The organism is Pseudomonas sp. NMI542_15 (genome assembly GCF_021283425.1).
Taxonomy (GTDB): Bacteria; Pseudomonadota; Gammaproteobacteria; order Pseudomonadales; family Pseudomonadaceae; genus Aquipseudomonas; species Aquipseudomonas fortuita.
In genome coordinates this window covers 94,762-114,990 of the sequence record NZ_JAJSRO010000003.1, presented here as the reverse complement: position 1 = coordinate 114,990, position 20,229 = coordinate 94,762, and the positions used below count along the sequence as shown (strand labels likewise).

At 62.4% G+C, this 20,229-nt stretch carries 15 protein-coding genes; 13 read left to right on the top strand and 2 right to left on the bottom strand.

The features are described 5' to 3' along the window. Window positions 1–60: 60 nt before the first annotated feature. From LU684_RS06535 to LU684_RS06520, 4 genes are all read left to right on the top strand, one after another. A complete protein-coding gene (locus LU684_RS06535; RefSeq protein ID WP_012274595.1) occupies window positions 61–1,071 on the top strand; it encodes a class 1 fructose-bisphosphatase in 1,011 nt (336 codons plus the stop codon). Window positions 1,072–1,074: 3 nt separating this feature from the next. Beyond that, complete coding sequence (locus tag LU684_RS06530; protein ID WP_232894286.1) at window positions 1,075–1,671, top strand: DUF924 family protein; 597 nt, start codon at window positions 1,075–1,077, stop codon at window positions 1,669–1,671. A 227-nt stretch (window positions 1,672–1,898) separates the two neighbouring features. Further along, window positions 1,899–2,153, top strand: coding sequence for an outer membrane protein assembly factor BamE domain-containing protein (bamE, locus tag LU684_RS06525; RefSeq protein ID WP_003249234.1), 255 nt, complete (start codon window positions 1,899–1,901; stop codon window positions 2,151–2,153). Then, the gene (locus LU684_RS06520; RefSeq protein ID WP_191087062.1) at window positions 2,150–2,722 is read left to right on the top strand and encodes a lipocalin family protein; all 573 of its coding nucleotides are present in this window, start codon (window positions 2,150–2,152) and stop codon (window positions 2,720–2,722) included. The genes bamE and LU684_RS06520 overlap by 4 nt, the downstream gene beginning before the upstream one ends. A gap of 116 nt (window positions 2,723–2,838) precedes the next feature. Here LU684_RS06520 and LU684_RS06515 read toward each other — a convergent pair whose 3' ends face one another. Then, complete coding sequence (locus LU684_RS06515) at window positions 2,839–4,203, bottom strand: formimidoylglutamate deiminase (RefSeq protein WP_232894284.1); 1,365 nt, start codon at window positions 4,201–4,203, stop codon at window positions 2,839–2,841. Window positions 4,204–4,347: 144 nt separating this feature from the next. Here LU684_RS06515 and hutC point away from each other — a divergent pair, with 144 nt between their 5' ends. The 7 genes from hutC to hutG all read left to right on the top strand — a co-directional run bounded on the left by hutC (window position 4,348) and on the right by hutG (window position 12,942). After that, the gene (gene hutC / locus LU684_RS06510; RefSeq protein ID WP_232894456.1) at window positions 4,348–5,058 is read left to right on the top strand and encodes a histidine utilization repressor; all 711 of its coding nucleotides are present in this window, start codon (window positions 4,348–4,350) and stop codon (window positions 5,056–5,058) included. Next, entirely contained in the window at window positions 5,055–5,627 is a 573-nt protein-coding gene (locus LU684_RS06505) for a HutD/Ves family protein (RefSeq protein ID WP_232894283.1), read from the top strand. Before hutC ends, LU684_RS06505 begins: the two co-directional genes overlap by 4 nt. Window positions 5,628–6,050: 423 nt before the next feature. Further along, window positions 6,051–7,724: a urocanate hydratase gene (gene hutU, locus LU684_RS06500; RefSeq protein WP_023048244.1), complete on the top strand. Its 1,674-nt coding sequence runs from the start codon at window positions 6,051–6,053 to the stop codon at window positions 7,722–7,724. A gap of 108 nt (window positions 7,725–7,832) precedes the next feature. Next, complete coding sequence (gene hutH, locus LU684_RS06495) at window positions 7,833–9,365, top strand: histidine ammonia-lyase (RefSeq protein WP_016489581.1); 1,533 nt, start codon at window positions 7,833–7,835, stop codon at window positions 9,363–9,365. Between the two features lie 147 nt (window positions 9,366–9,512). Further along, on the top strand, window positions 9,513–10,916 hold the full coding sequence (locus LU684_RS06490) for an amino acid permease (RefSeq protein ID WP_016489580.1): 1,404 nt from the start codon (window positions 9,513–9,515) through the stop codon (window positions 10,914–10,916). 15 nt (window positions 10,917–10,931) lie between these two features. Next, window positions 10,932–12,137, top strand: coding sequence for an imidazolonepropionase (gene hutI / locus LU684_RS06485; protein WP_060516896.1), 1,206 nt, complete (start codon window positions 10,932–10,934; stop codon window positions 12,135–12,137). 10 nt (window positions 12,138–12,147) lie between these two features. Then, window positions 12,148–12,942 (top strand): N-formylglutamate deformylase, encoded by a 795-nt coding sequence (hutG, locus tag LU684_RS06480; protein WP_232894282.1) that lies wholly within the window; start codon window positions 12,148–12,150, stop codon window positions 12,940–12,942. A gap of 14 nt (window positions 12,943–12,956) precedes the next feature. Here the strand turns inward: hutG and LU684_RS06475 are convergent, their stop codons facing one another. Beyond that, window positions 12,957–18,464 carry a dermonecrotic toxin domain-containing protein gene (locus LU684_RS06475; RefSeq protein WP_232894281.1) on the bottom strand — a complete coding sequence of 1,836 codons (5,508 nt, stop codon included), beginning with the start codon at window positions 18,462–18,464 and terminating at the stop codon, window positions 12,957–12,959. A gap of 183 nt (window positions 18,465–18,647) precedes the next feature. Between LU684_RS06475 and pip the strand changes: the two genes are divergently transcribed. Together pip and dtd are read left to right on the top strand one after the other, a co-directional pair. Then, complete coding sequence (gene pip / locus LU684_RS06470; RefSeq protein WP_016489576.1) at window positions 18,648–19,619, top strand: prolyl aminopeptidase; 972 nt, start codon at window positions 18,648–18,650, stop codon at window positions 19,617–19,619. Continuing rightward, on the top strand, window positions 19,616–20,053 hold the full coding sequence (dtd, locus tag LU684_RS06465; RefSeq protein WP_016489575.1) for a D-aminoacyl-tRNA deacylase: 438 nt from the start codon (window positions 19,616–19,618) through the stop codon (window positions 20,051–20,053). Before pip ends, dtd begins: the two co-directional genes overlap by 4 nt. Window positions 20,054–20,229 lie beyond the last annotated feature (176 nt).

The following is a 20,229-nucleotide window of genomic DNA, read 5'->3' as shown; positions in this document are numbered from 1 at the left end:
CTGCCACTCTCCCTGTAAACTGCGGGGGTTTTTACTCCCACAATCCTTTCGGAGCCATACATGTCCCGCGTTACCCTGAGTCGCTATCTGATTGAGCAGACCCGCAGCAACAATACCCCTGCCGATCTGCGCTTCCTGATCGAAGTGGTGGCGCGTGCGTGCAAGGAAATCAGCCATCACGTGTCCAAAGGCGCCCTCGGTGGCGTGCTGGGCAGCATGGGCACTGAAAACGTGCAGGGCGAAGTCCAGAAGAAACTGGACGTGATTTCCAACGATATCCTGCTGGAAGCCAACGAGTGGGGCGGCCACCTGGCCGGCATGGCCTCCGAAGAAATGGACAACGCCTACCAGATTCCGGGCAAGTACCCGAAAGGTGCGTACCTGCTGGTCTTCGACCCATTGGACGGTTCTTCGAACATCGACGTCAACGTCTCGGTCGGTACCATCTTCTCGGTGCTGCGTTGCCCTAACCAGTACCTGAGCCAGAACGAAAGCCTCAACGAAGAAGCCTTCCTGCAGCCAGGCACCGAGCAGGTCGCCGCCGGTTACGCCATCTACGGCCCGCAGACCATGCTGATCCTGACCTTGGGCAACGGCGTCAAGGGCTTCACCCTGGACCGTGAACTGGGCAGCTTCGTCCTGACCCACGAAAACATCCAGGTGCCGGCAACCACCGCCGAATTCGCCATCAACATGTCCAACCAGCGTCACTGGGAAGCCCCGGTACAACGCTACGTGGGCGAACTGCTGGCCGGCGAAACCGGCCCGCTGAAAAAGAACTACAACATGCGCTGGATCGCCTCGATGGTGGCCGATGTGCACCGCATCCTGACCCGTGGCGGTCTGTTCATGTACCCACGTGACGCCCGCGAGCCAAGCAAGCCGGGCAAGCTGCGCCTGATGTACGAAGCCAACCCGATGTCGTTCATTATCGAACAGGCAGGCGGCGCCTCTACCAACGGTTACGATCGCATCCTCGACATCAAGCCAGAGAGCCTGCACCAGCGCGTGTCGGTGATCCTTGGCTCGAAGGAAGAAGTAGAGCGCGTCACCGCCTACCACAAGGAGTAAGTCATGCTCGCACCTTGGCAGCCGTTGCTGGAATGGTGGTTCGGTTGGGGCACCAGTGCCCAGGCCGTGGCTGACGAGAAGAGCACGCTGTGGTTCGGCAAGCACCACGATGCCGATGCCCATGCGCTGTTTGGCGACCTGGTCGAGCACGCCTTGGCGGGCGGGCTCGATGAATGGCAGCAAAGCCCGCAGGGCTGGCTGGGCCTGTTGATCTTGCTGGACCAGTTGCCGCGCATGATCTACCGCGACACGCCGCGCGCCTTCGAGGGCGACCGGCGCGCCCAGGTGGTGGCGATGCAGGGCCTGCAGAAGGGCTGGGACTACCAGTTGCTGCCGATACAGCGTGTGTTCGTGCTGCTGGTGCTGGAGCATGCCGAGGTGCTGGACTGGCAGAACCTGTGTGTCGAGCGCTATCAGTTGTTGCTGGACGAGCAGCCCGAAGCCAGCCGGCGGCTGTTCGAAGGCTTCCTGGACTATGCCGAGCAGCACCAGCGGGTGATTGCCCGATTTGGCCGCTTCCCGCACCGCAACCTGGCGCTTGAGCGGCCAAGCACCAGCGAAGAGATGGACTTTTTGCTGGAGCCTGGGTCCAGGTTCTGATGCCCACCGGGCCTGCTGCGCAGGCCATCGCGATGCGAGGCCGCACCTGCAAAGGTGCGGCCTTTTTATTGGGAAGTGATTAATGCTTTGTGATTAATCGCACAGTAGTGGCCATCCGACCAATGGTGTAGGGGTAAAGTGGGTAGGGCAGGGAACCTGGGAGGGATTTTCCCGTCGAAGGTCACTGCAGGCCACTCGCCTGTTTCCCCTCTTCAGGAGTGTCCTTCATGTCGTTGCGTTCCCTCGCCCTGTTGTCGCTGTGCGTCGTCCTGACTGCCTGCAGCAAGATCAACCAGGAAAACTATTCCAAGATCAAGGCCGGTATGAACAAGGCCGAGGTCGAGCAGTTGCTCGGTACGCCGACCGAGTGCTCTGGCGCGCTGGGCATGAGCAGCTGCACCTGGGGGGACGAGAAGAGCTTCATCAGCGTGCAGTACGCGGCTGACAAGGTGCTGATGTATTCAGGGCAGGGCCTCAAATGAGGCGTCTGTACCTGCTGATGGGGGTATGCCTGGCATTGCTGCTGGGCGGTTGTGCAGGCTCCGTGCACGACCCGCTGGCGCCGAAGACCGCTGGCAACGTCGACCTCAAGCGCTACCAGGGCAAATGGTTCGAGCTGGCGCGCCTGCCCATGCGCTACCAGACCGGCTGCGAGCAATCCGAGGCGCATTACAACCTCAAGCCTGATGGCACGTTTGGTGTGCTCAACCGCTGCCGCACCATGGGTGATGAGTGGCTGCGTGCCGAGGGGCACGCAAGCATCCAGGAGCCGGGGCACACCGACAAGCTGTGGGTAGAGTTCGATAACTGGTTCACCAGGCTGGTGCCTGGCGTGGCGCGGGGCGAATACTGGATTCTGTACGTGGACGATCGCTACCGCACGGCAGTGGTCGGCAGCCCGGACCGCAAGTACCTGTGGATACTGTCACGCACGCCGACGTTGCCGGCCTGGGAGCGCGAGCACCTGCTGGCCAAGGCACGCCAGCAGGGGTATGACACCAGCCGGCTTATCTGGCGGGCGTCCGATCAGCAAATCGTAAAAATGCACTGATTTTTGGGGCCGCTTTGCGGCCCTTTCGCGGCACAAGGCCGCTCCTACAGGGATACGCGTTCCCCTGTAGGAGCGGCCTTGTGCCGCGAAAGGGCTGCAAAGCAGCCCCAATACGCTCACCCCAAGAGCTGCCGCAGCACCCCGGCAAACGCCCGCGCGCTTTCCTCTTCCTGGGCATGCCGCCCCTGGCGCACCACCCATTGCCCATTCACCATCACATCGCGCACCTGGCGATCCCCGCCAGCAAACAGCCAGCGGTTGAGAATGGCATCGCCATCCGCCATGGCGATGTAAGGGTCTTGTCCATCCAGTACCAGCCAGTCGGCGCGCTTGCCCACGGCCAGTTCACCGACCGCTTGGCCCAGTGCCTGTGCACCGCCCGCCAGCGCGGCGTCGTACAGCGTGCGCCCGACCATCGGCTGGTCGCCACGGTACAAGCGGTTGCGTCGTTGGTCCCGCAGCCGCTGGCCATATTCCAGCCAGCGCAGTTCTTCCACCACGCTTAGTGACACATGGCTGTCCGAGCCGATGCCAATGTGCCCGCCCTGGGCCAGGAAGTCCACCGCCGGGAAAATCCCGTCGCCCAGGTTGGCCTCGGTGGTCAGGCACAACCCGGCCACCGCGCCACTGTGGGCCATGGCGGTGACTTCATCCGGCTCGGCATGGGTGGCATGCACCAGGCACCAGCGACGGTCCACATCCACATGCTCGTACAACCATTGCAGCGGGCGCAGGCCGCTCCAGGCCAGGCAGTCGTTCACCTCCTTTTGCTGCTCGGCGATATGGATATGCACCGGGCATTGTTTGTCGCTGGCCGCCAGCACTTCGGCGATCTGCCCCGGCGTCACGGCACGCAGCGAGTGGAAGCACAGGCCCAGTTGCTGCGCAGGTTGCGCGGCCAGCAGCGGGGCCAGCTGCGTTTGCAGTTGCAGGTACTGTTCGGTGGTGTTGATGAAGCGCCGCTGCCCGTCGTTCGGTGCCTGGCCGCCGAACCCGGCGTAGCTGTACAGCACCGGCAACAGGGTCAGGCCAATGCCACTGTCGGCCGCGGCCGTGCTGATGCGGCGGGACAGCTCGGCCGGGTCGGCGTAGGCCGTGCCTGCCTGGTCGTGGTGTACGTAATGGAATTCGGCCACCGAGGTGTAGCCGGCCTTGAGCATTTCGATATACAGCTGGCGGGCGATGACCTGCAACTGGTCCGGGGTGATCTGCCCGACCAGGCGGTACATCAGGTCGCGCCAGGTCCAGAAGCTGTCGTTGGGGTTGCCGGCGACTTCCGCCAAGCCCGCCATGGCACGCTGGAAGGCATGTGAGTGCAAGTTGGGCATACCGGGCAGCAACGGGCCTGCCAGGCGCTCGGCGCCTTCGGCCGAAGCGTCCGGCTCGATGCGGGTCACATGGCCATCGCTGGCGACCTCGATACGGACATGGCGGGCCCAGCCCGTAGGTAGCAGGGCGCGTTCGGCGAAATAGGCGGACATCGGTGAAATCCTGTTATTGTTAACTTGTATATACATATACAGGCGTTTGCCTGCCGGGTAAACTGCGGCAAGCTACCGCTCATTCCATACGCACAAGGATCCAACGCCGTGCCGACACCTCCTGTCTCCGCGCTGGTTGCCCAGATGGGCGAGGGCCCGGCGCCGCTGTACGCCCGGGTCAAACAGATGATCATCCAGCAGATCGACAACGGCAGCTGGCCACCCCATCACCGGGTCCCCTCGGAGAGTGAACTGGTCAACGAACTGGGTTTCAGCCGCATGACCATCAACCGTGCCCTGCGCGAACTCACGGCCGAAGGCCTGCTGGTGCGCATGCAAGGGGTTGGCACTTTCGTAGCCGAGCCCAAGGGCCGTTCGGCGTTGTTCGAAGTCAACAACATTGCCGATGAAATTGCCGCACGCGGCCATCAGCATAGCTGCCAGGTGATCACGCTCACCGAGGAAGCAGCCGGTTCCGAACGGGCCCTGGCCCTGGACATGCGCGAAGGCCAGCGAGTGTTCCACTCGCTGATCGTGCATTTCGAGAACGGTGTGCCGGTGCAGATCGAGGACCGCTACGTCAACGCCGCGATCGCACCCGACTACCTCAAGCAGGATTTCACCCGGCAGACGCCATATGCCTACCTGTCCCAGGTAGCGCCGCTGACCGAGGGTGAGCACGTGGTCGAAGCCATCGTGGCAGAGCCGGAAGAATGTCGCCTGCTGCAGATCGAGCGGGGCGAACCATGCCTGCTCATTCGCCGCCGTACCTGGTCCGGTCGCCAGCCGGTGACCGCTGCACGGCTGATCCACCCCGGTTCCCGTCATCGCCTGGAAGGACGTTTCAGCAAATGAGCCAGTTGCAGTTGTTGCGCGCGCAGGATTACCCGCGCATGCCGTGGAAGAACGGTGGCGGTTTCACCGAAGAGATCACCCGCGACAGTGGTGAGGGCCTGGACGGTTTTGGCTGGCGCCTGTCGATTGCCGATATCGAAGAGTCTGGCGGCTTTTCCACCTTCGCCGGTTACCAGCGGATCATCACAGTGCTGCAGGGCGATGGCATGCGGCTGTTGGTCGATGACCAACCCAGCCGGCCGTTGCTGCCGTTCGATGCCTTTGCCTTCGGCGGTGAGAGCCAGGTCAGCTGCACGCTGCTGGGTGGGGCGATCCGCGATTTCAACCTGATCTATGCACCGCAGCGGTACCGGGCGCGGTTGCAGTGGTTCGATGGCACAAACCGCTTGTACAGCTCGGCGTCGACGGTGCTGTTGTTTGCTGCCAGCAGCCACGTGGAAGTGACCATGGCGGGGCGTGAGGTGCAGCGGTTGGGGTTGTATGACTGCCTGCGCCTGGAGGGCAACGATGAGTTGCTTGGGTTGGAGGTTCAGGGGCGGTTTTGCTTGATTGAGCTCATTTCTCGCTGATGGGCTTGGCGATACATTTTCATCGCCTGTGAGATCGAGCGCCGCCCGCGCGGCGCTTCGCGGGGCAAGCCCGCTCCCACATTTGTTTCGGGCCAGTTTCTCCTGGGAAGTCACTGCTGCCCGCCCTGTATGTTTTGTTTGATATCCAGGGTTGCACAAGGGCAGCTCCCCGATTTGCAGCCATGCACCAAGGCTGCAACCCACCTGACTCAGGAATGATTGGCCCGAAACAGATGTGGGAGCGGGCTTGCCCCGCGAAGCGCCGCGCGGGCGGCGCTCGATCTATGCGCCGCCACACAACTCAAGCCAGGAACGGCAAGGTCCAATTATTTTGGTTGTCCATGCTTGTACATACAAGTAAAGGTGTGTTTGTATATTGACCACGACATACCCGCCCGCGGACGACCGCAGAGGACCTTTCCCGTGACCGACAACAACAAATACCGTGACGTTGAAATCCGTGCCCCACGTGGCAACAAGCTGACCGCCAAAAGCTGGCTGACCGAAGCGCCACTGCGCATGCTGATGAACAACCTCGACCCACAGGTTGCGGAAAACCCGAAAGAACTGGTGGTGTACGGCGGTATCGGCCGCGCCGCGCGTAACTGGGAATGCTACGACAAGATCGTCGAAACCCTGACCCGCCTGGAAGACGACGAAACCCTGCTGGTGCAGTCGGGCAAGCCGGTCGGCGTGTTCAAGACCCACAGCAATGCCCCGCGCGTGCTGATTGCCAACTCCAACCTGGTGCCGCACTGGGCCAACTGGGAGCACTTCAACGAACTGGACGCCAAAGGCCTGGCCATGTACGGCCAGATGACCGCCGGCAGCTGGATCTACATCGGCAGCCAGGGCATCGTCCAGGGCACTTATGAAACCTTCGTCGAAGCCGGTCGCCAGCACTACGGTGGCAGCCTGAAAGGCAAGTGGGTACTCACCGCAGGCCTCGGCGGCATGGGCGGCGCCCAGCCATTGGCGGCTACCCTGGCCGGCGCCTGCTCGCTGAACATCGAATGCCAGCAGAGCCGCATCGACTTCCGCCTGGAAACCCGCTACGTCGACGAGCAGGCCACTGATCTCGACGACGCTCTGGCGCGTATCGCCAAATACACCGGCGAAGGCAAGGCCATTTCCATCGCCCTGCATGGCAACGCCGCCGAAATCCTGCCAGAGCTGGTCAAGCGTGGCGTACGCCCCGACATGGTCACCGACCAGACCAGCGCCCACGACCCTCTGAACGGCTACCTGCCTGCGGGCTGGACCTGGGAACAGTACCGCGACCGCGCGCAGACCGAACCTGCTGCTGTGGTCAAGGCGGCCAAGCAGTCGATGGCTGTGCACGTGCAGGCTATGCTGGACTTCCAGAAGCAGGGTGTCCCGACCTTCGACTATGGCAACAACATCCGCCAGATGGCCAAGGAAGAGGGCGTGGCCAATGCCTTCGACTTCCCGGGCTTCGTCCCTGCCTATATCCGTCCGCTGTTCTGCCGCGGCGTAGGCCCGTTCCGCTGGGCGGCGCTGTCTGGCGAGGCCGAGGACATCTACAAGACCGACGCCAAGGTCAAGGAACTGATCCCCGACGACGCCCACCTGCACCGCTGGCTGGACATGGCCCGCGAGCGCATCAGCTTCCAGGGCCTGCCAGCACGTATCTGCTGGGTTGGCCTGGGCCTGCGCGCCAAGTTGGGCCTGGCTTTCAACGAAATGGTCCGCAGCGGCGAGCTGTCGGCGCCGGTCGTGATCGGCCGTGACCACCTGGACTCGGGTTCGGTCTCCAGCCCCAACCGCGAAACCGAAGCCATGCGTGATGGTTCGGACGCTGTGTCCGACTGGCCGCTGCTCAACGCCCTGCTGAACACCGCAGGCGGCGCTACCTGGGTGTCGCTGCACCATGGTGGTGGCGTGGGCATGGGCTTCTCGCAGCACTCGGGCATGGTCATCGTCTGCGACGGCACCGATGAAGCCGCCGAGCGCATCGCCCGTGTACTGACCAACGACCCAGGGACTGGCGTCATGCGCCACGCCGATGCCGGTTATGACATCGCCATCGACTGCGCCAAGGAGCAGGGCCTGGACCTGCCGATGATCACTGGCTGATTGCCACGCTTTGGATCGCACCCCGCCAGGGGTGATACTGAACAACAAGAAGGAGCGCGCAGGCACCCACGAACGGGCCTGCGGCTCCACGCGATTTGGAGTAGTAACGTGACCGAACTCACCCTCAAGCCCGGCACCCTGACCCTGGCCCAGCTGCGCGCGATCCATGCCGCGCCTGTGCGCCTGCAACTGGATGCCAGCGCCGCGCCGGCCATTGACGCCAGCGTCGCTTGTGTCGAGCAGATCATTGCCGAAGACCGCACCGCCTACGGGATCAACACCGGTTTCGGCCTGCTGGCCTCGACCCGCATCGCCAGCCACGATCTGGAAAACCTGCAGCGCTCGCTGGTGCTGTCCCACGCCGCCGGTATCGGCGCGCCGCTGGATGACGACCTGGTGCGGTTGATCATGGTGCTGAAAATCAACAGCCTCAGCCGTGGCTTCTCCGGCATTCGTCGCAAAGTCATCGACGCGTTGATCACCCTGGTCAACGCCGAAGTCTACCCACACATCCCGCTGAAAGGCTCGGTGGGTGCTTCCGGTGACCTGGCGCCCCTGGCACATATGTCACTGGTGCTGCTGGGCGAAGGCAAAGCCCGTTACAAGGGCCAGTGGCTGTCGGCCACCGAAGCCCTGGCAGTTGCCGGCCTCGAACCGCTGACCCTGGCTGCAAAAGAAGGCCTGGCCCTGCTCAATGGCACCCAGGCGTCCACCGCCTATGCCCTGCGCGGCCTGTTCCATGCCGAAGACTTGTACGCGGCGGCCATCGCCTGCGGCGGCCTCAGCGTCGAGGCCGTATTGGGCTCGCGTTCGCCGTTCGATGCGCGTATTCACGAAGCGCGTGGCCAGCGCGGCCAGATCGACACCGCCGCCTGCTTCCGCGACCTGCTGGGCGAAGCCAGCGAAGTGTCGTTGTCGCACAAGAACTGCGACAAGGTTCAGGACCCGTACTCGCTGCGCTGCCAGCCGCAGGTCATGGGCGCGTGCCTGACCCAGCTGCGCCAGGCCGCCGAGGTGCTGGGCATTGAAGCCAACGCCGTGTCCGACAACCCGCTGGTGTTCGCTGCCGAAGGTGACGTGATTTCCGGCGGCAACTTCCACGCCGAACCGGTGGCCATGGCCGCCGACAACCTGGCCTTGGCCATCGCCGAAATCGGTTCGCTCAGTGAGCGCCGCATCTCGCTGATGATGGACAAGCACATGTCCCAGCTGCCGCCGTTCCTGGTGGAAAACGGTGGGGTCAACTCCGGCTTCATGATCGCGCAGGTTACCGCTGCCGCTCTCGCCAGCGAGAACAAGGCCCTGTCGCACCCGCACAGCGTGGACAGCCTGCCGACCTCGGCCAACCAGGAAGACCACGTGTCGATGGCCCCGGCTGCCGGCAAGCGCCTGTGGGAAATGGCCGAAAACACCCGTGGCGTGCTGGCCATCGAATGGCTGGGCGCCTGCCAGGGCCTGGACCTGCGCAAAGGCCTGAAAACTTCCGCCAAGCTGGAGCAAGCGCGCCAGGCGCTGCGTAGCGAAGTGCCGCACTATGACCGTGACCGTTTCTTTGCACCAGACATCGAAAAGGCTGTGGAACTGTTGGCCAAGGGTAGTCTGACCGGTTTGCTGCCGGCGGGTGTACTGCCAAGTCTGTAATGCCCCTAGGGCCGCGTTGCGGCCCATCGCGAGCAAGCTCGCTCCTCCAAAGGCAACGCGTTCCCTTGTAGGAGCGAGCTTGCTCGCGATGGGGTTGCATGGCGCCCCCCTGATCTCACGACCACAAAAACAATTTAAGGACGTGACATGCAACAAGCTCAAGGTCTCAAGCGCGGGCTAAGTGCCCGCCACATCCGTTTCATGGCCCTCGGTTCCGCCATCGGTACCGGGCTGTTCTACGGATCGGCCTCGGCCATCCAGATGGCCGGCCCGGCCGTGCTGCTGGCCTACCTGATCGGCGGCGCCGCCGTGTTCATGGTCATGCGCGCCCTTGGCGAAATGGCTGTGCACAACCCGGTGGCCGGCTCCTTTGGCCACTACGCCAGCACCTACCTCGGCCCCATGGCCGGCTTTATCCTCGGCTGGACCTACGCTTTCGAGATGGTCATCGTCGCCATCGCCGACGTTACCGCCTTCGGTATCTACATGGGCTTCTGGTTCCCGGAGGTAGCCCGCTGGGTCTGGGTGCTGGGCATCGTCTTCGTCATCGGCGGCCTCAACCTGTGCAACGTCAAGGTCTTTGGCGAGATGGAATTCTGGCTGTCGCTGCTCAAGGTCGGCGCCATCGTCGCGATGATCCTGGCCGGCCTCGGCATCATGGCCTTCGGCTTCAGCCAGGTCGGTACCGGGCATGCCGTGGGGGTAAGCAACCTGTTCGACCACGGTGGCTTCATGCCCAATGGCGTGGGCGGGCTGATTGCCTCCTTTGCCGTGGTGATGTTCGCCTTTGGCGGTATCGAGATCATTGGTGTCACTGCCGGTGAGGCCAAGGACCCGCAGCGTGTTATCCCCAAGGCAATCAACGCCGTGCCGCTGCGCATCCTGCTGTTCTATGTGCTCACCCTGTTTGTGCTGATGTGCCTGTACCCGTGGCCGCAGATCGGCAGCGAAGGTAGCCCGTTCGTGCAGATCTTCAGCCACCTGGGGATTGGCTCTGCCGCCGCAGTGCTGAACGTGGTGGTGATTTCTGCCGCGATCTCTGCCATCAACAGTGACATCTTTGGCGCAGGCCGCATGATGTATGGCCTGGCCCAGCAAGGCCATGCGCCACGCAGCTTCGGCAAGCTGTCGAAACACGGTGTGCCGTGGATGACCGTGGTGGTGATGGGCGCTGCGCTGCTGATCGGCGTGTTGCTCAACTACCTGATCCCCGAGAACGTGTTCCTGCTGATCGCTTCGATCGCCACCTTCGCCACCGTCTGGGTGTGGCTGATGATCCTGCTCACCCAGGTGGCCATGCGCCGCAGCATGAGCCGTGAAGAAGTGGCCCAGCTCAAGTTCCCGGTACCCTTCTGGCCTTATGGCCCAGCCATGGCCATTGCGTTCATGGTGTTCATCTTTGGCGTGCTCGGCTACTTCCCGGATACCCAGGCGGCATTGATCGTCGGCGTGATATGGGTGGTGTTCCTGGTGGCGTCCTACCTGCTGTGGTGCAAGCCGCGCGCAGGGCAGGGCCAGCCAGTAGCAGAGCCGGTCGAGCTGCACCGCTAGCAAAGGAGATTGTGCATGAGAACCCTCTGGCAGCATTGCCATGTGGCAACCATGGCCGAGGGCCGTTATTCGGCCATCGAAGACGCGGCCATCGTCACCAGCGCCGGCCTGATCGAATGGATCGGCCCACGCGCCGAGCTGGCAGCGGTTGACGCTGACCGCACGGTGGACCTGGGCGGCGCCTGGGTTACACCGGGGCTGATCGACTGCCACACCCACGCGGTGTTCGGTGGCAACCGCAGCGGCGAGTTCGAGCAGCGCCTGCAAGGCGTCAGCTACGCTGAAATCGCCGCGCAGGGCGGCGGTATCGCCAGCACCGTGCGGGCCACCCGTGCGGCCAGCGAGGACGAGTTGTTCGCCAGTGCCCGCCAGCGGGTGCAGGCGCTGATGCGCGATGGCGTAACCACCCTCGAGGTCAAGTCCGGCTACGGCCTGGACCTGGCCAACGAGCGCAAGATGCTGCGCGTGGCCCGGCGCCTGGCAGACGAGCTGCCATTGGCGGTGCGCGCCACCTGCCTGGCTGCGCATGCCCTGCCGCCGGAGTATGCCGGCCGGGCCGACGACTACATCGCGCACATCTGTGACGAGATGCTGCCGGCCCTGGCCGCCGAAGGCCTGGTGGACGCGGTGGATGCCTTCTGCGAACACCTGGCGTTCTCCCCGGCCCAGGTCGAGCGGCTGTTCATCAAGGCCCGCGAACTGGGCCTGCCGGTCAAGCTGCACGCCGAACAGCTGTCGTCGCTGCATGGCTCCAGCCTGGCGGCCCGCTACCAGGCGCTGTCGGCCGACCACCTGGAGTTCATGACCGAGGAGGACGCCATTGCCATGGCTGCAGCCGGCACGGTCGCCGTGCTGCTGCCGGGCGCCTTCTATTTCCTGCGCGAAACCCAGTTGCCACCCATGGATGCACTGCGCCGCCACGGGGTGAAGATTGCCCTGGCCAGCGACCTCAACCCCGGTACTTCGCCAGGGCTGTCGCTGCGGCTGATGTTGAACATGGGCTGCACCTGTTTCCGCATGACCCCGGAAGAAGCTTTGGCCGGCGTCACTGTGCATGCCGCCACGGCGTTGGGCCTGGGGGACAGCCACGGCTCGCTGGAAGTGGGCAAGGTAGCCGACTTCGTCGCCTGGCAAATCGAACGCCCCGCCGACCTGGCCTACTGGCTGGGTGGCGACCTGCCCAAGCGCGTGGTGCGCAAGGGCCACGAAATCTCCAACTGAGCGAGGCACGATGGACAAGGTTCTGAGTTTTCACCAAGGCCGCTTGCCGCTGTTGATCAGCATGCCGCACGCCGGCCTGAAACTGACTCCCGCCGTGGACGAGGGGCTGGTCGATGCGGCGCGCAGCTTGCCCGACACCGACTGGCACATCCCGCGTCTGTACGATTTTGCCTGGGAACTGGGTGCGAGCGTGGTGGCGGCGGAGTATTCGCGCTTTGTAATCGACCTGAACCGGCCTGAAGATGACCAACCGCTGTATGTCGGCGCGACCACCGGGCTGTACCCGGCCACGCTGTTCGACGGCGAGCCGTTGTTCAAGGAGGGCAAGGCACCCTCGGCAGCCGAGCGCGCGAGCTATCTGGAACGTATCTGGCGGCCGTACCACGACACCCTTCATGAAGAGCTGCTGCGCCTGCGTGATCAGTTCGGTTATGCACTGCTATGGGACGCCCACTCGATCCGCTCCCAGATCCCGCACCTGTTCGAGGGCAAGTTGCCGGACTTCAACCTCGGTACGTTCAATGGCGCCAGTTGCGATGCGCGACTGGCAGAGCAACTGCAAGGCGTTTGCGCCGAGGCGGTGGATTTCAGCCATGTGCTGAACGGGCGCTTCAAGGGCGGCTACATCACCCGTCATTACGGCCAGCCATGCGACGGCATCCACGCCGTGCAGCTGGAGCTGGCGCAAAGCACCTATATGCAAGAGTGCGAGCCGTTTGCCTATTGCGAACAGCTTGCGCACCAAACCCAGGGTGTGCTGCGCAAACTGCTCGAAACCATGCTGGCATGGAAGCCGGCCGCTTAGGGCCTTGAGCCAGGTCACTCGCTTGAAGAACGAGGCCTGCGATCAGGGTCGGCCCAGACGGTGAGTTCGCGGATCAAGTGTAATTCGCGAGCCTGCCGTCTTCTTTCCAGTGCGTTGAACTCATCCGCCAGTGTGTCCAGTGACCGTTCTGGATAACGATCCTGCAATTCGATCACCTGACCTCGGTAGCTGTCTTCGATTTGCGCGAAACGCTCTGGGTAGGCCTCGCGCAAATGCTGGACCCACACTTCATTGGCGGAGGCAAAGCGCAGGAAGTCCTCCCCGAGCTCGCCGCGCTGAACCTGCACCTCGGCATCGATCAATTCGTCGATACTGGGGTTGATCGCATAGCGCAGCCTGTCGACAGGCAGGCCTAGCTGCAGGGGCGCATTCAGTTCACGCAGGTAAGTCAGGCGCACTTCGGCTATATCCCGGTCCCCGGCTTCGCGGGTCGCCAGTTCATCCACCGCATGCACGCGGTACAGCCGGCGCACTTCACGGTAGAGGTTGGCCTGGTTGTCCGCGCCTTCGAACTGCAGGTACTCGCTGGCGATGTAGAACTCGATGTTCTTGAATGTCAGCAGTGCACCGTCGTGACAGGTTCGGCTGCCATTTTCCTGCGTCAGGGCTTCACTGGCCTGGATGTTGAACAGCGCCCGCTCGTCCGGGTTGAGCAACGCCCTGACCAGCACCTGTCGCACCCGCTTGCAGAACGCCACGCGGGTTTCGTTATTCTGGTAGGTGGAGGTGTTTTTCAACCGGCCTATCAGGGCAAGCAGGTCCTGGGCGTCGCCCGACGCCTGAAGTTGCTCCCAAATGTCGCGCAGGGCTTCGTTTTCAGGCTCCGAGGCCTGCAGCCAGTCCGTGAGCACGGGGGCGTCGTCGATGACCTGTCCGCCAAAGTTGCGGAAAAATTCGTCAAGCAAGTCTTGGTCCCATTCGTCTGGGGCATCGTACCTCAGGGTGAAGCTGCCTTCGCTCTCCGATATCCCTCGTGCGCGGTGAACCGCTTGCTCCGACAATGGATTGCCGCCCAGGTCGATCGTGCTGACGAGCACGTTGTTGTGAAGGTTTTCCTGAATGTGCTGTGGCAGCTCCCTGATATGGTTATGGCGTAGGTCCAGCACCTCCAGGGGCAACAGACGATCCACCCAGGCGGGCCACTGCTCGAGGTCCGCCCGGGAAAGATCAAGGCGTCGCAGCGACCCCAGCGCAGGTGGCGCACTGACGATCGTGCCCAAGCGGTTGTTGCTGAGGTCCAGCGCTTCGAGTCTTTGCAGGGGTGCCAAGGCATCCATGAAACGCTGATCGATCTCCAGCCCGACATTGTTCAAGGACAGAGAATGAAGTTCAGAGGACCGCTGCAGTGCCATCGGCAGGTCTTGTTGAGCCCGGACGAAATTATCTACAGTCAAGCGGACCAAGTGCGGGAATCGACCAAGCAGGTCTTGCAACTGTGCTGTGGTGCCGCTGACATTGTTCAGGTAGAGGGTATGTACGCGTTCGTTGAGGAATGTGGGCAGACGAGTCGGGAACAGCTCCAGTGCAATGCCTGACAGGTACAGCGCGGGGCTGTACTGACGCGTCTCCTGAGCAATCCAGAACTGATTCAAGGCATTCTCGATGCGCATTCTGCCCGCCAATACAGCCTGGCTGACCACTGTGGTGGAGGAGGAAGCGTTGACATAGTTGTCCAGAAGGTCGTGCAACTGTTGACGCATCTGCAGGTGCTGGTCAAGGAGCTCACGAAAATCGGCTGGCTGGTCCCACTCGAAACGTGTCTGAAATTCGTCTCTGCGGAGCATCACGGTCAGCATGTCGTCATAGCTGATCGGGTTGCCTTGCAGAAAGAGCTGGGGATGTCGGGTAATGCCGACAATGTGTTGCAGCAGGAAATGGGGCAGTAAGGTGATCCGGTTGTTGCGCAGGGAGATTTCGCGGATTTCGTGGGCAACGTGCCAGCCAAGCCCGTTGGGCCAATGCTCCAGCTGCATGTTATCGAGGCCGAGATGAGTCAGCTCCAGGCGGTTGAAATCGGGCGGCGAGTCGTCGGAAAAGCGATTTCCGCTGAGGTCCAGGCGGCGCAGCTCGCCCAAGGCCGTAAGGCTGTCGATATCGGAGGTGGCAATTACCATATTCTGGTTGATCAGGCTCAGCGATTGCAGTGAGGGCAGATGCTCTGCGATCAGGGGCAAGCTGGACTGGAACGGCGAAGGAGGCGCCTCAGGCCGGTAGGCGCGGCTGATCTCCAGCGTTGTGAGATTGGCGAATTGCCGCAGCAGGCTGTTCAGGCGTGAGGTGTGTTCGCCTAAGCCTTCAAAGCGCTCGGGCTGGGTCTCGAGCAATTGCAGCTCACGTACGCCTGCGGTGAAGAACGTCGGTAACTCAAGGGGGAAATCCAACAGGGACAGGCGCTGCAGCCTTAACGGATTGCCCGGATCGGGGCTTGCTGCGAAGGCTCGATCATACCAGTGCTGCAAAATGCTACCTGCCAACTGCTCGAATTCGTTCGCACTCTGGTGGGTCAGCGCTTCGCCCCTCTGCCGCCAGTTGTCAAGGCTCGACTGCAACTGGTGGCGTTGCTCCAGGAGCGTGTCGAGCAGGTCGTTGATCGCACTGCGGTCCAGGTTGCGGCTTTCCAGCGTTGCCAGCGTCTGTTCGGCGGGGTGGGGCAGGGGGAGGTACAGGCCGATCTGCCTGATTCTGTTGAGCAGTGTATGCCGTGAAAAACTGGTGGCGCGCGGGCGGGCTCCGCCCAGCGGGTAGCCGAGACGGCCATCGGCCAGGCGCATGGGCGAACGGAATTCAGGCTTTATCGGCTGCATGCCCAATACCTGCCTCAGGGCTGGGCGTGGCAGCCACTGGGCGTTTACCACCAATGCCTTGAGTGCCGCCTCATCGTCGATCCCCAGCGCCGTGCGCTGTGCTTCGCTGAGGGCTTCGAACAGGGCGCCATACAAGGTGGCATGGGCATTCAAGGGGGCATCGGGTGTTTCGCTGTGCATCAGCAAGTAGCCAGCCCGGGCACTGATGATCGTCGGATTCTGCGCCGCATCAACGGGACCGATACGGGCGCTCTGGTTGGGCGAGTGCATGCGCTGTTCCAGGGTGATGCCGGTATCCGCCGGCCAGTCGGGCAATCGCGCAAGGGTATGCAGGACCAGGCAATCGGTGTCCCAGTTGCGCAACTGCTCAAGGTACAACCCTTCGTAAGCACGGTTGAGCCTGAGCTGTTGCTGGAGCAGGCGGACTTCGTCGGCCAGGCGCCTGGGGACCTTGCCATCGCCCAGGTCGGCCAGTTCGCTGGCGGTAGCATTGTGTAGCAGCTCTTCGATGACCGGGGAAGGGAGCTGCCGATAGCGGGTGCGCAGCAGGTCTGCCCCCGGCGCCTGGCTGGCAGGAAGGCGCTGGTACTGCTGGTAAAAGTCGCGTTGAATCTGACCGGGTAATGCCTGGGCGTTCGCCTGCTCAATGGCCCGGTACAATTTGAAGCGGGTGAAGGTATCTTCCAGCTGTCCAGGCAGGCGCTGGCTGTCGCACAGCACCTTGCGCAGCACATCCTCGCTGATGCCGCTGACCCGCAAGATGCGCTGCGCGGTGTCGTCGTCAAACCCTTCGTTGGCTGTTCCGGAGCGACGCAACAATTGCTGTTCCTGCCATTGTTCGGGATGTTCCAGTGGGTGCAGCCAGATGTCGGCGCCGTTGTGACGCAGTGGTGGCTGGTAGGCATTCGCCCGGGTTGGGTGTTCGATGCGATATCCATCGCCTTGGGGTAAGCGCCTGACCGCGTAGGTCTGGCCGTCCAGCTTCAGCCAGGTTCTACCTTGGTGATGATGCAGGCCCAGCTCGTCTGGTCCGAGTGTGTCGGGTATGTCGATGGGCTGGGCATAGGGCGCCAAGTCGGGTTTCCAGAGCTTGATCTGGCCCTCGGGGAGTTCTACATCGTCGAGCTCTTCGATGAAAGAAGGGGTCTCAACGGGCATTGGCTCTGGTAACACCGTTGGCTCGCCCGGCCCGCCAGCAGCGGCCCTCACGCCGCCCTCGGCCGCTTTGATGGCCAGGCTGAATGCGGCCATCTGCGCAACGTTTTGCACCACGTCCAGCAGGTACTGGTAAGCCTGCTGCTTATCGTCGTGGGCCCAGCTTTCGATACCTTCATAAACCTCGTAAGCCAGTTGCAGTGCGCAGATCCCCAGCATGACCTCGCCGATCGCAGGCACGAAGAACCCGGCAATGTTGAGCGTGGTCAGTGCTTTTTGCAGCAGGTGCTCGCGGTGACTTACCGCACTGATGGTATCCATGAGCGTTGTGGGCAGGGCATGGAAGGCGACGTCTTCTTCATGGCGAAACACCTTTTCCGTCACCAGCCCCTGTAACAGGGAGCCACTGAGCTGGCGTGCCTGCAACAACACCTTGGCATGTGGGTCTGCGGTGCGCTCATGGGCGCCCGTTACCGTCAGCGTCAACGGCATCAGTCGGTCGAGCAGCCGGACCCTCAGGTGGGCCTTGTCTCGTTCTTTCATGCAGTGGTCGAGGTAGTGAATGTCGCCAAGCAGGCGATCGCGCAGCCATTGCTCGCATTCTGTCTGCGACGCAAATTCCTTGAGCGGTGTTTCAGGATCGTCCGGAATGTAAAGCGCCACTGATGGGTGCCCGTCCGTTGCCTGGTAATCGAACAGGCGCAGTCGGGTCAGCTGCACATCCCACAGCGAAAGTGCACTGAACGTCAGGCTGGAGGACTGCACTGGAACATCCAGGGGCAGCGCCAGAGCGGTTTCATAGAGAGCCTGGCTGATGTCATTCTGCAGCCGGGCGAGGTGCAGGCTTTGCGTGAAAGTGCAGCGTTCGAGCTCGGCGAGCTTGTCGAAGGTTGCCGGGTTGCTCGCACCGGTCTTGATGTCGCTGTAGTAGATTGCCTGCAACTTTGCCTGGTACTGGCCACCGATATCCAGCTCGCGGCACAGACGGGCGAAGCGTTCGGGTGCGATGTCGAGGGAATTGGGGATGGGCACTGTGCCCATGAAACCTTTGTGGTCAAGGATCACCGATTTCTTCAGAAGGGCATTATCGTTGTCCATGCCACCGGGCTCTGCTGCGCTGGCCTCGAAGTTGTGCAGCGCACTTTCCAGCAATGTATGGGTGGCATGTTTGTAAGCTTCCAGCGCTTGTCCGGGTTGCTTGTCGAGGTGACGGACGTCCAGCAGATAGTTGTTGCAGACGTCTACCTCAAACCCGAAGGTTTGCTTGATGGCTGTGCTCAATTGTTCGCTGGCGAATGCTTCCAGGTTCGGCAAGGCACGATACAGCGCCTGCACCTCGGCCATGGCCGCCTGCAGCCGCGCATGCTCGCTTGTCAGCGCGCTGGCGATGGCCGGTTGGGTCTGGCATGCCTGCTCCAGTGCAGTTGCACGGGTGCTCATGACCTGCTTCATGAGGGCGTGGGTCGATGGCGCCGCGGTTTTCAACCAGTTGGGGGTTTTACCTGCGATCAGCGCATACGGGAGGCGGGTGTCTTGTTCCATGGTCATATGAACCTGTGTGCAGTGAAAGGCTCAGCGACTATGGCTACATGGCCAGGGAGAATGTGGTAGATATTCGTACGGTGGTCCTCGAACTTTCATGTTCGAGGGTACGAGAACATGCTCAAAGCGCAATTCAGGTTTATGATGCCCAACGGCAGTCAATATCCTCACACGGAGTGCGCAATGCAGACCCTCTACCCGCAGATCAAACCCTACGCCCGGCACGATCTGGCCGTGGAAGCGCCGCATGTGCTGTATGTCGACGAAAGTGGCTCGCCCGAAGGTCTGCCCGTGGTGTTCATCCATGGAGGCCCGGGTGCTGGCTGCGACGCCCAGAGCCGCTGCTACTTTGACCCCAACCTGTACCGCATCATCACCTTCGACCAGCGTGGCTGTGGTCGCTCCACGCCCCATGCGAGTCTGGAAAACAACACCACCTGGCACCTGGTCGAGGACCTGGAGCGCATTCGCGAGCACCTTGGCATCGACAAATGGGTGCTGTTTGGCGGCTCGTGGGGCTCGACCCTGGCCCTGGCCTACGCCCAGACCCATCCCGAGCGTGTCCATGGGCTGATCCTGCGTGGCATCTTCCTGTGCCGGCCGCAGGAGATCGAGTGGTTCTACCAGGAGGGTGCGAGCCGCTTGTTCCCCGACTACTGGCAAGACTACATCGCACCGATTCCGCCGGAAGAGCGCGGGGACCTGGTCAAGGCCTTCCACAAGCGCCTGACCGGCAATGACCAGATTGCCCAGATGCACGCTGCCAAGGCCTGGTCAACCTGGGAGGGCCGTACCGCCACCCTGCGCCCGAACCCGCTGGTGGTCGACCGCTTCTCCGAGCCGCAGCGGGCGCTGTCGATTGCGCGTATCGAGTGCCACTACTTCATGAACAACGCCTTCCTCGAACCGGACCAGCTGATCCGCGACCTGCCGAAGATCGCCCATCTGCCAGCGGTGATCGTGCACGGTCGCTATGACGTGATCTGCCCGCTGGATAACGCCTGGGCCCTGCACCAGGCCTGGCCGAACAGCGAACTCAAGGTCATTCGTGACGCTGGCCACGCTGCGTCCGAGCCGGGCATCACCGATGCGCTGGTGCGTGCCGCCGACCAGATGGCCCGCCGCCTGCTTGACCTGCCCCTGGAAGAAGCATGAGGGGCTTGCTGCAGCGCGTGCGCGGTGCGCGGGTTGAAGTGGCGGGGGAGGTGGTCGGCGCCATCGACCAGGGTTTGCTGGTGCTGGTGGCAGTCGAGCCTGAAGATTCCCGCGAGCAGGCCGACAAACTGTTGCACAAGCTGCTGAACTACCGTGTTTTCAGCGATGAGCAGGGCAAGATGAACCTGTCGTTGAAGGATGTCGGGGGTGATTTGCTGCTGGTGTCGCAGTTCACCTTGGCCGCAGACACCCGCAACGGCATGCGCCCGAGCTTCTCGACGGCAGCGCCGCCGGCCCTCGGAGCTGAATTGTTCGACTATCTTTTGCAGCGAGCGAAGAGCCAGCATGCCAACGTGGCGAGCGGGCAGTTCGGTGCGGACATGCAGGTGCATCTGGTCAATGATGGCCCCGTAACATTTATGTTACAAATATGAGGTCAAAAACCCTTTGTTTATAAGAAAACAAGGGGTTTTGTACGATAAATAGTTGGTTCAGCCTGATGCGTTGTCACGCGACCTGCTGGATAATCGCGCGCTGCATGGACCTGCGTTCGCAGGTTCGTTTCACTCTGACTCGAGCATTGTCTGGATCCGTTTGGGGAATCATTACG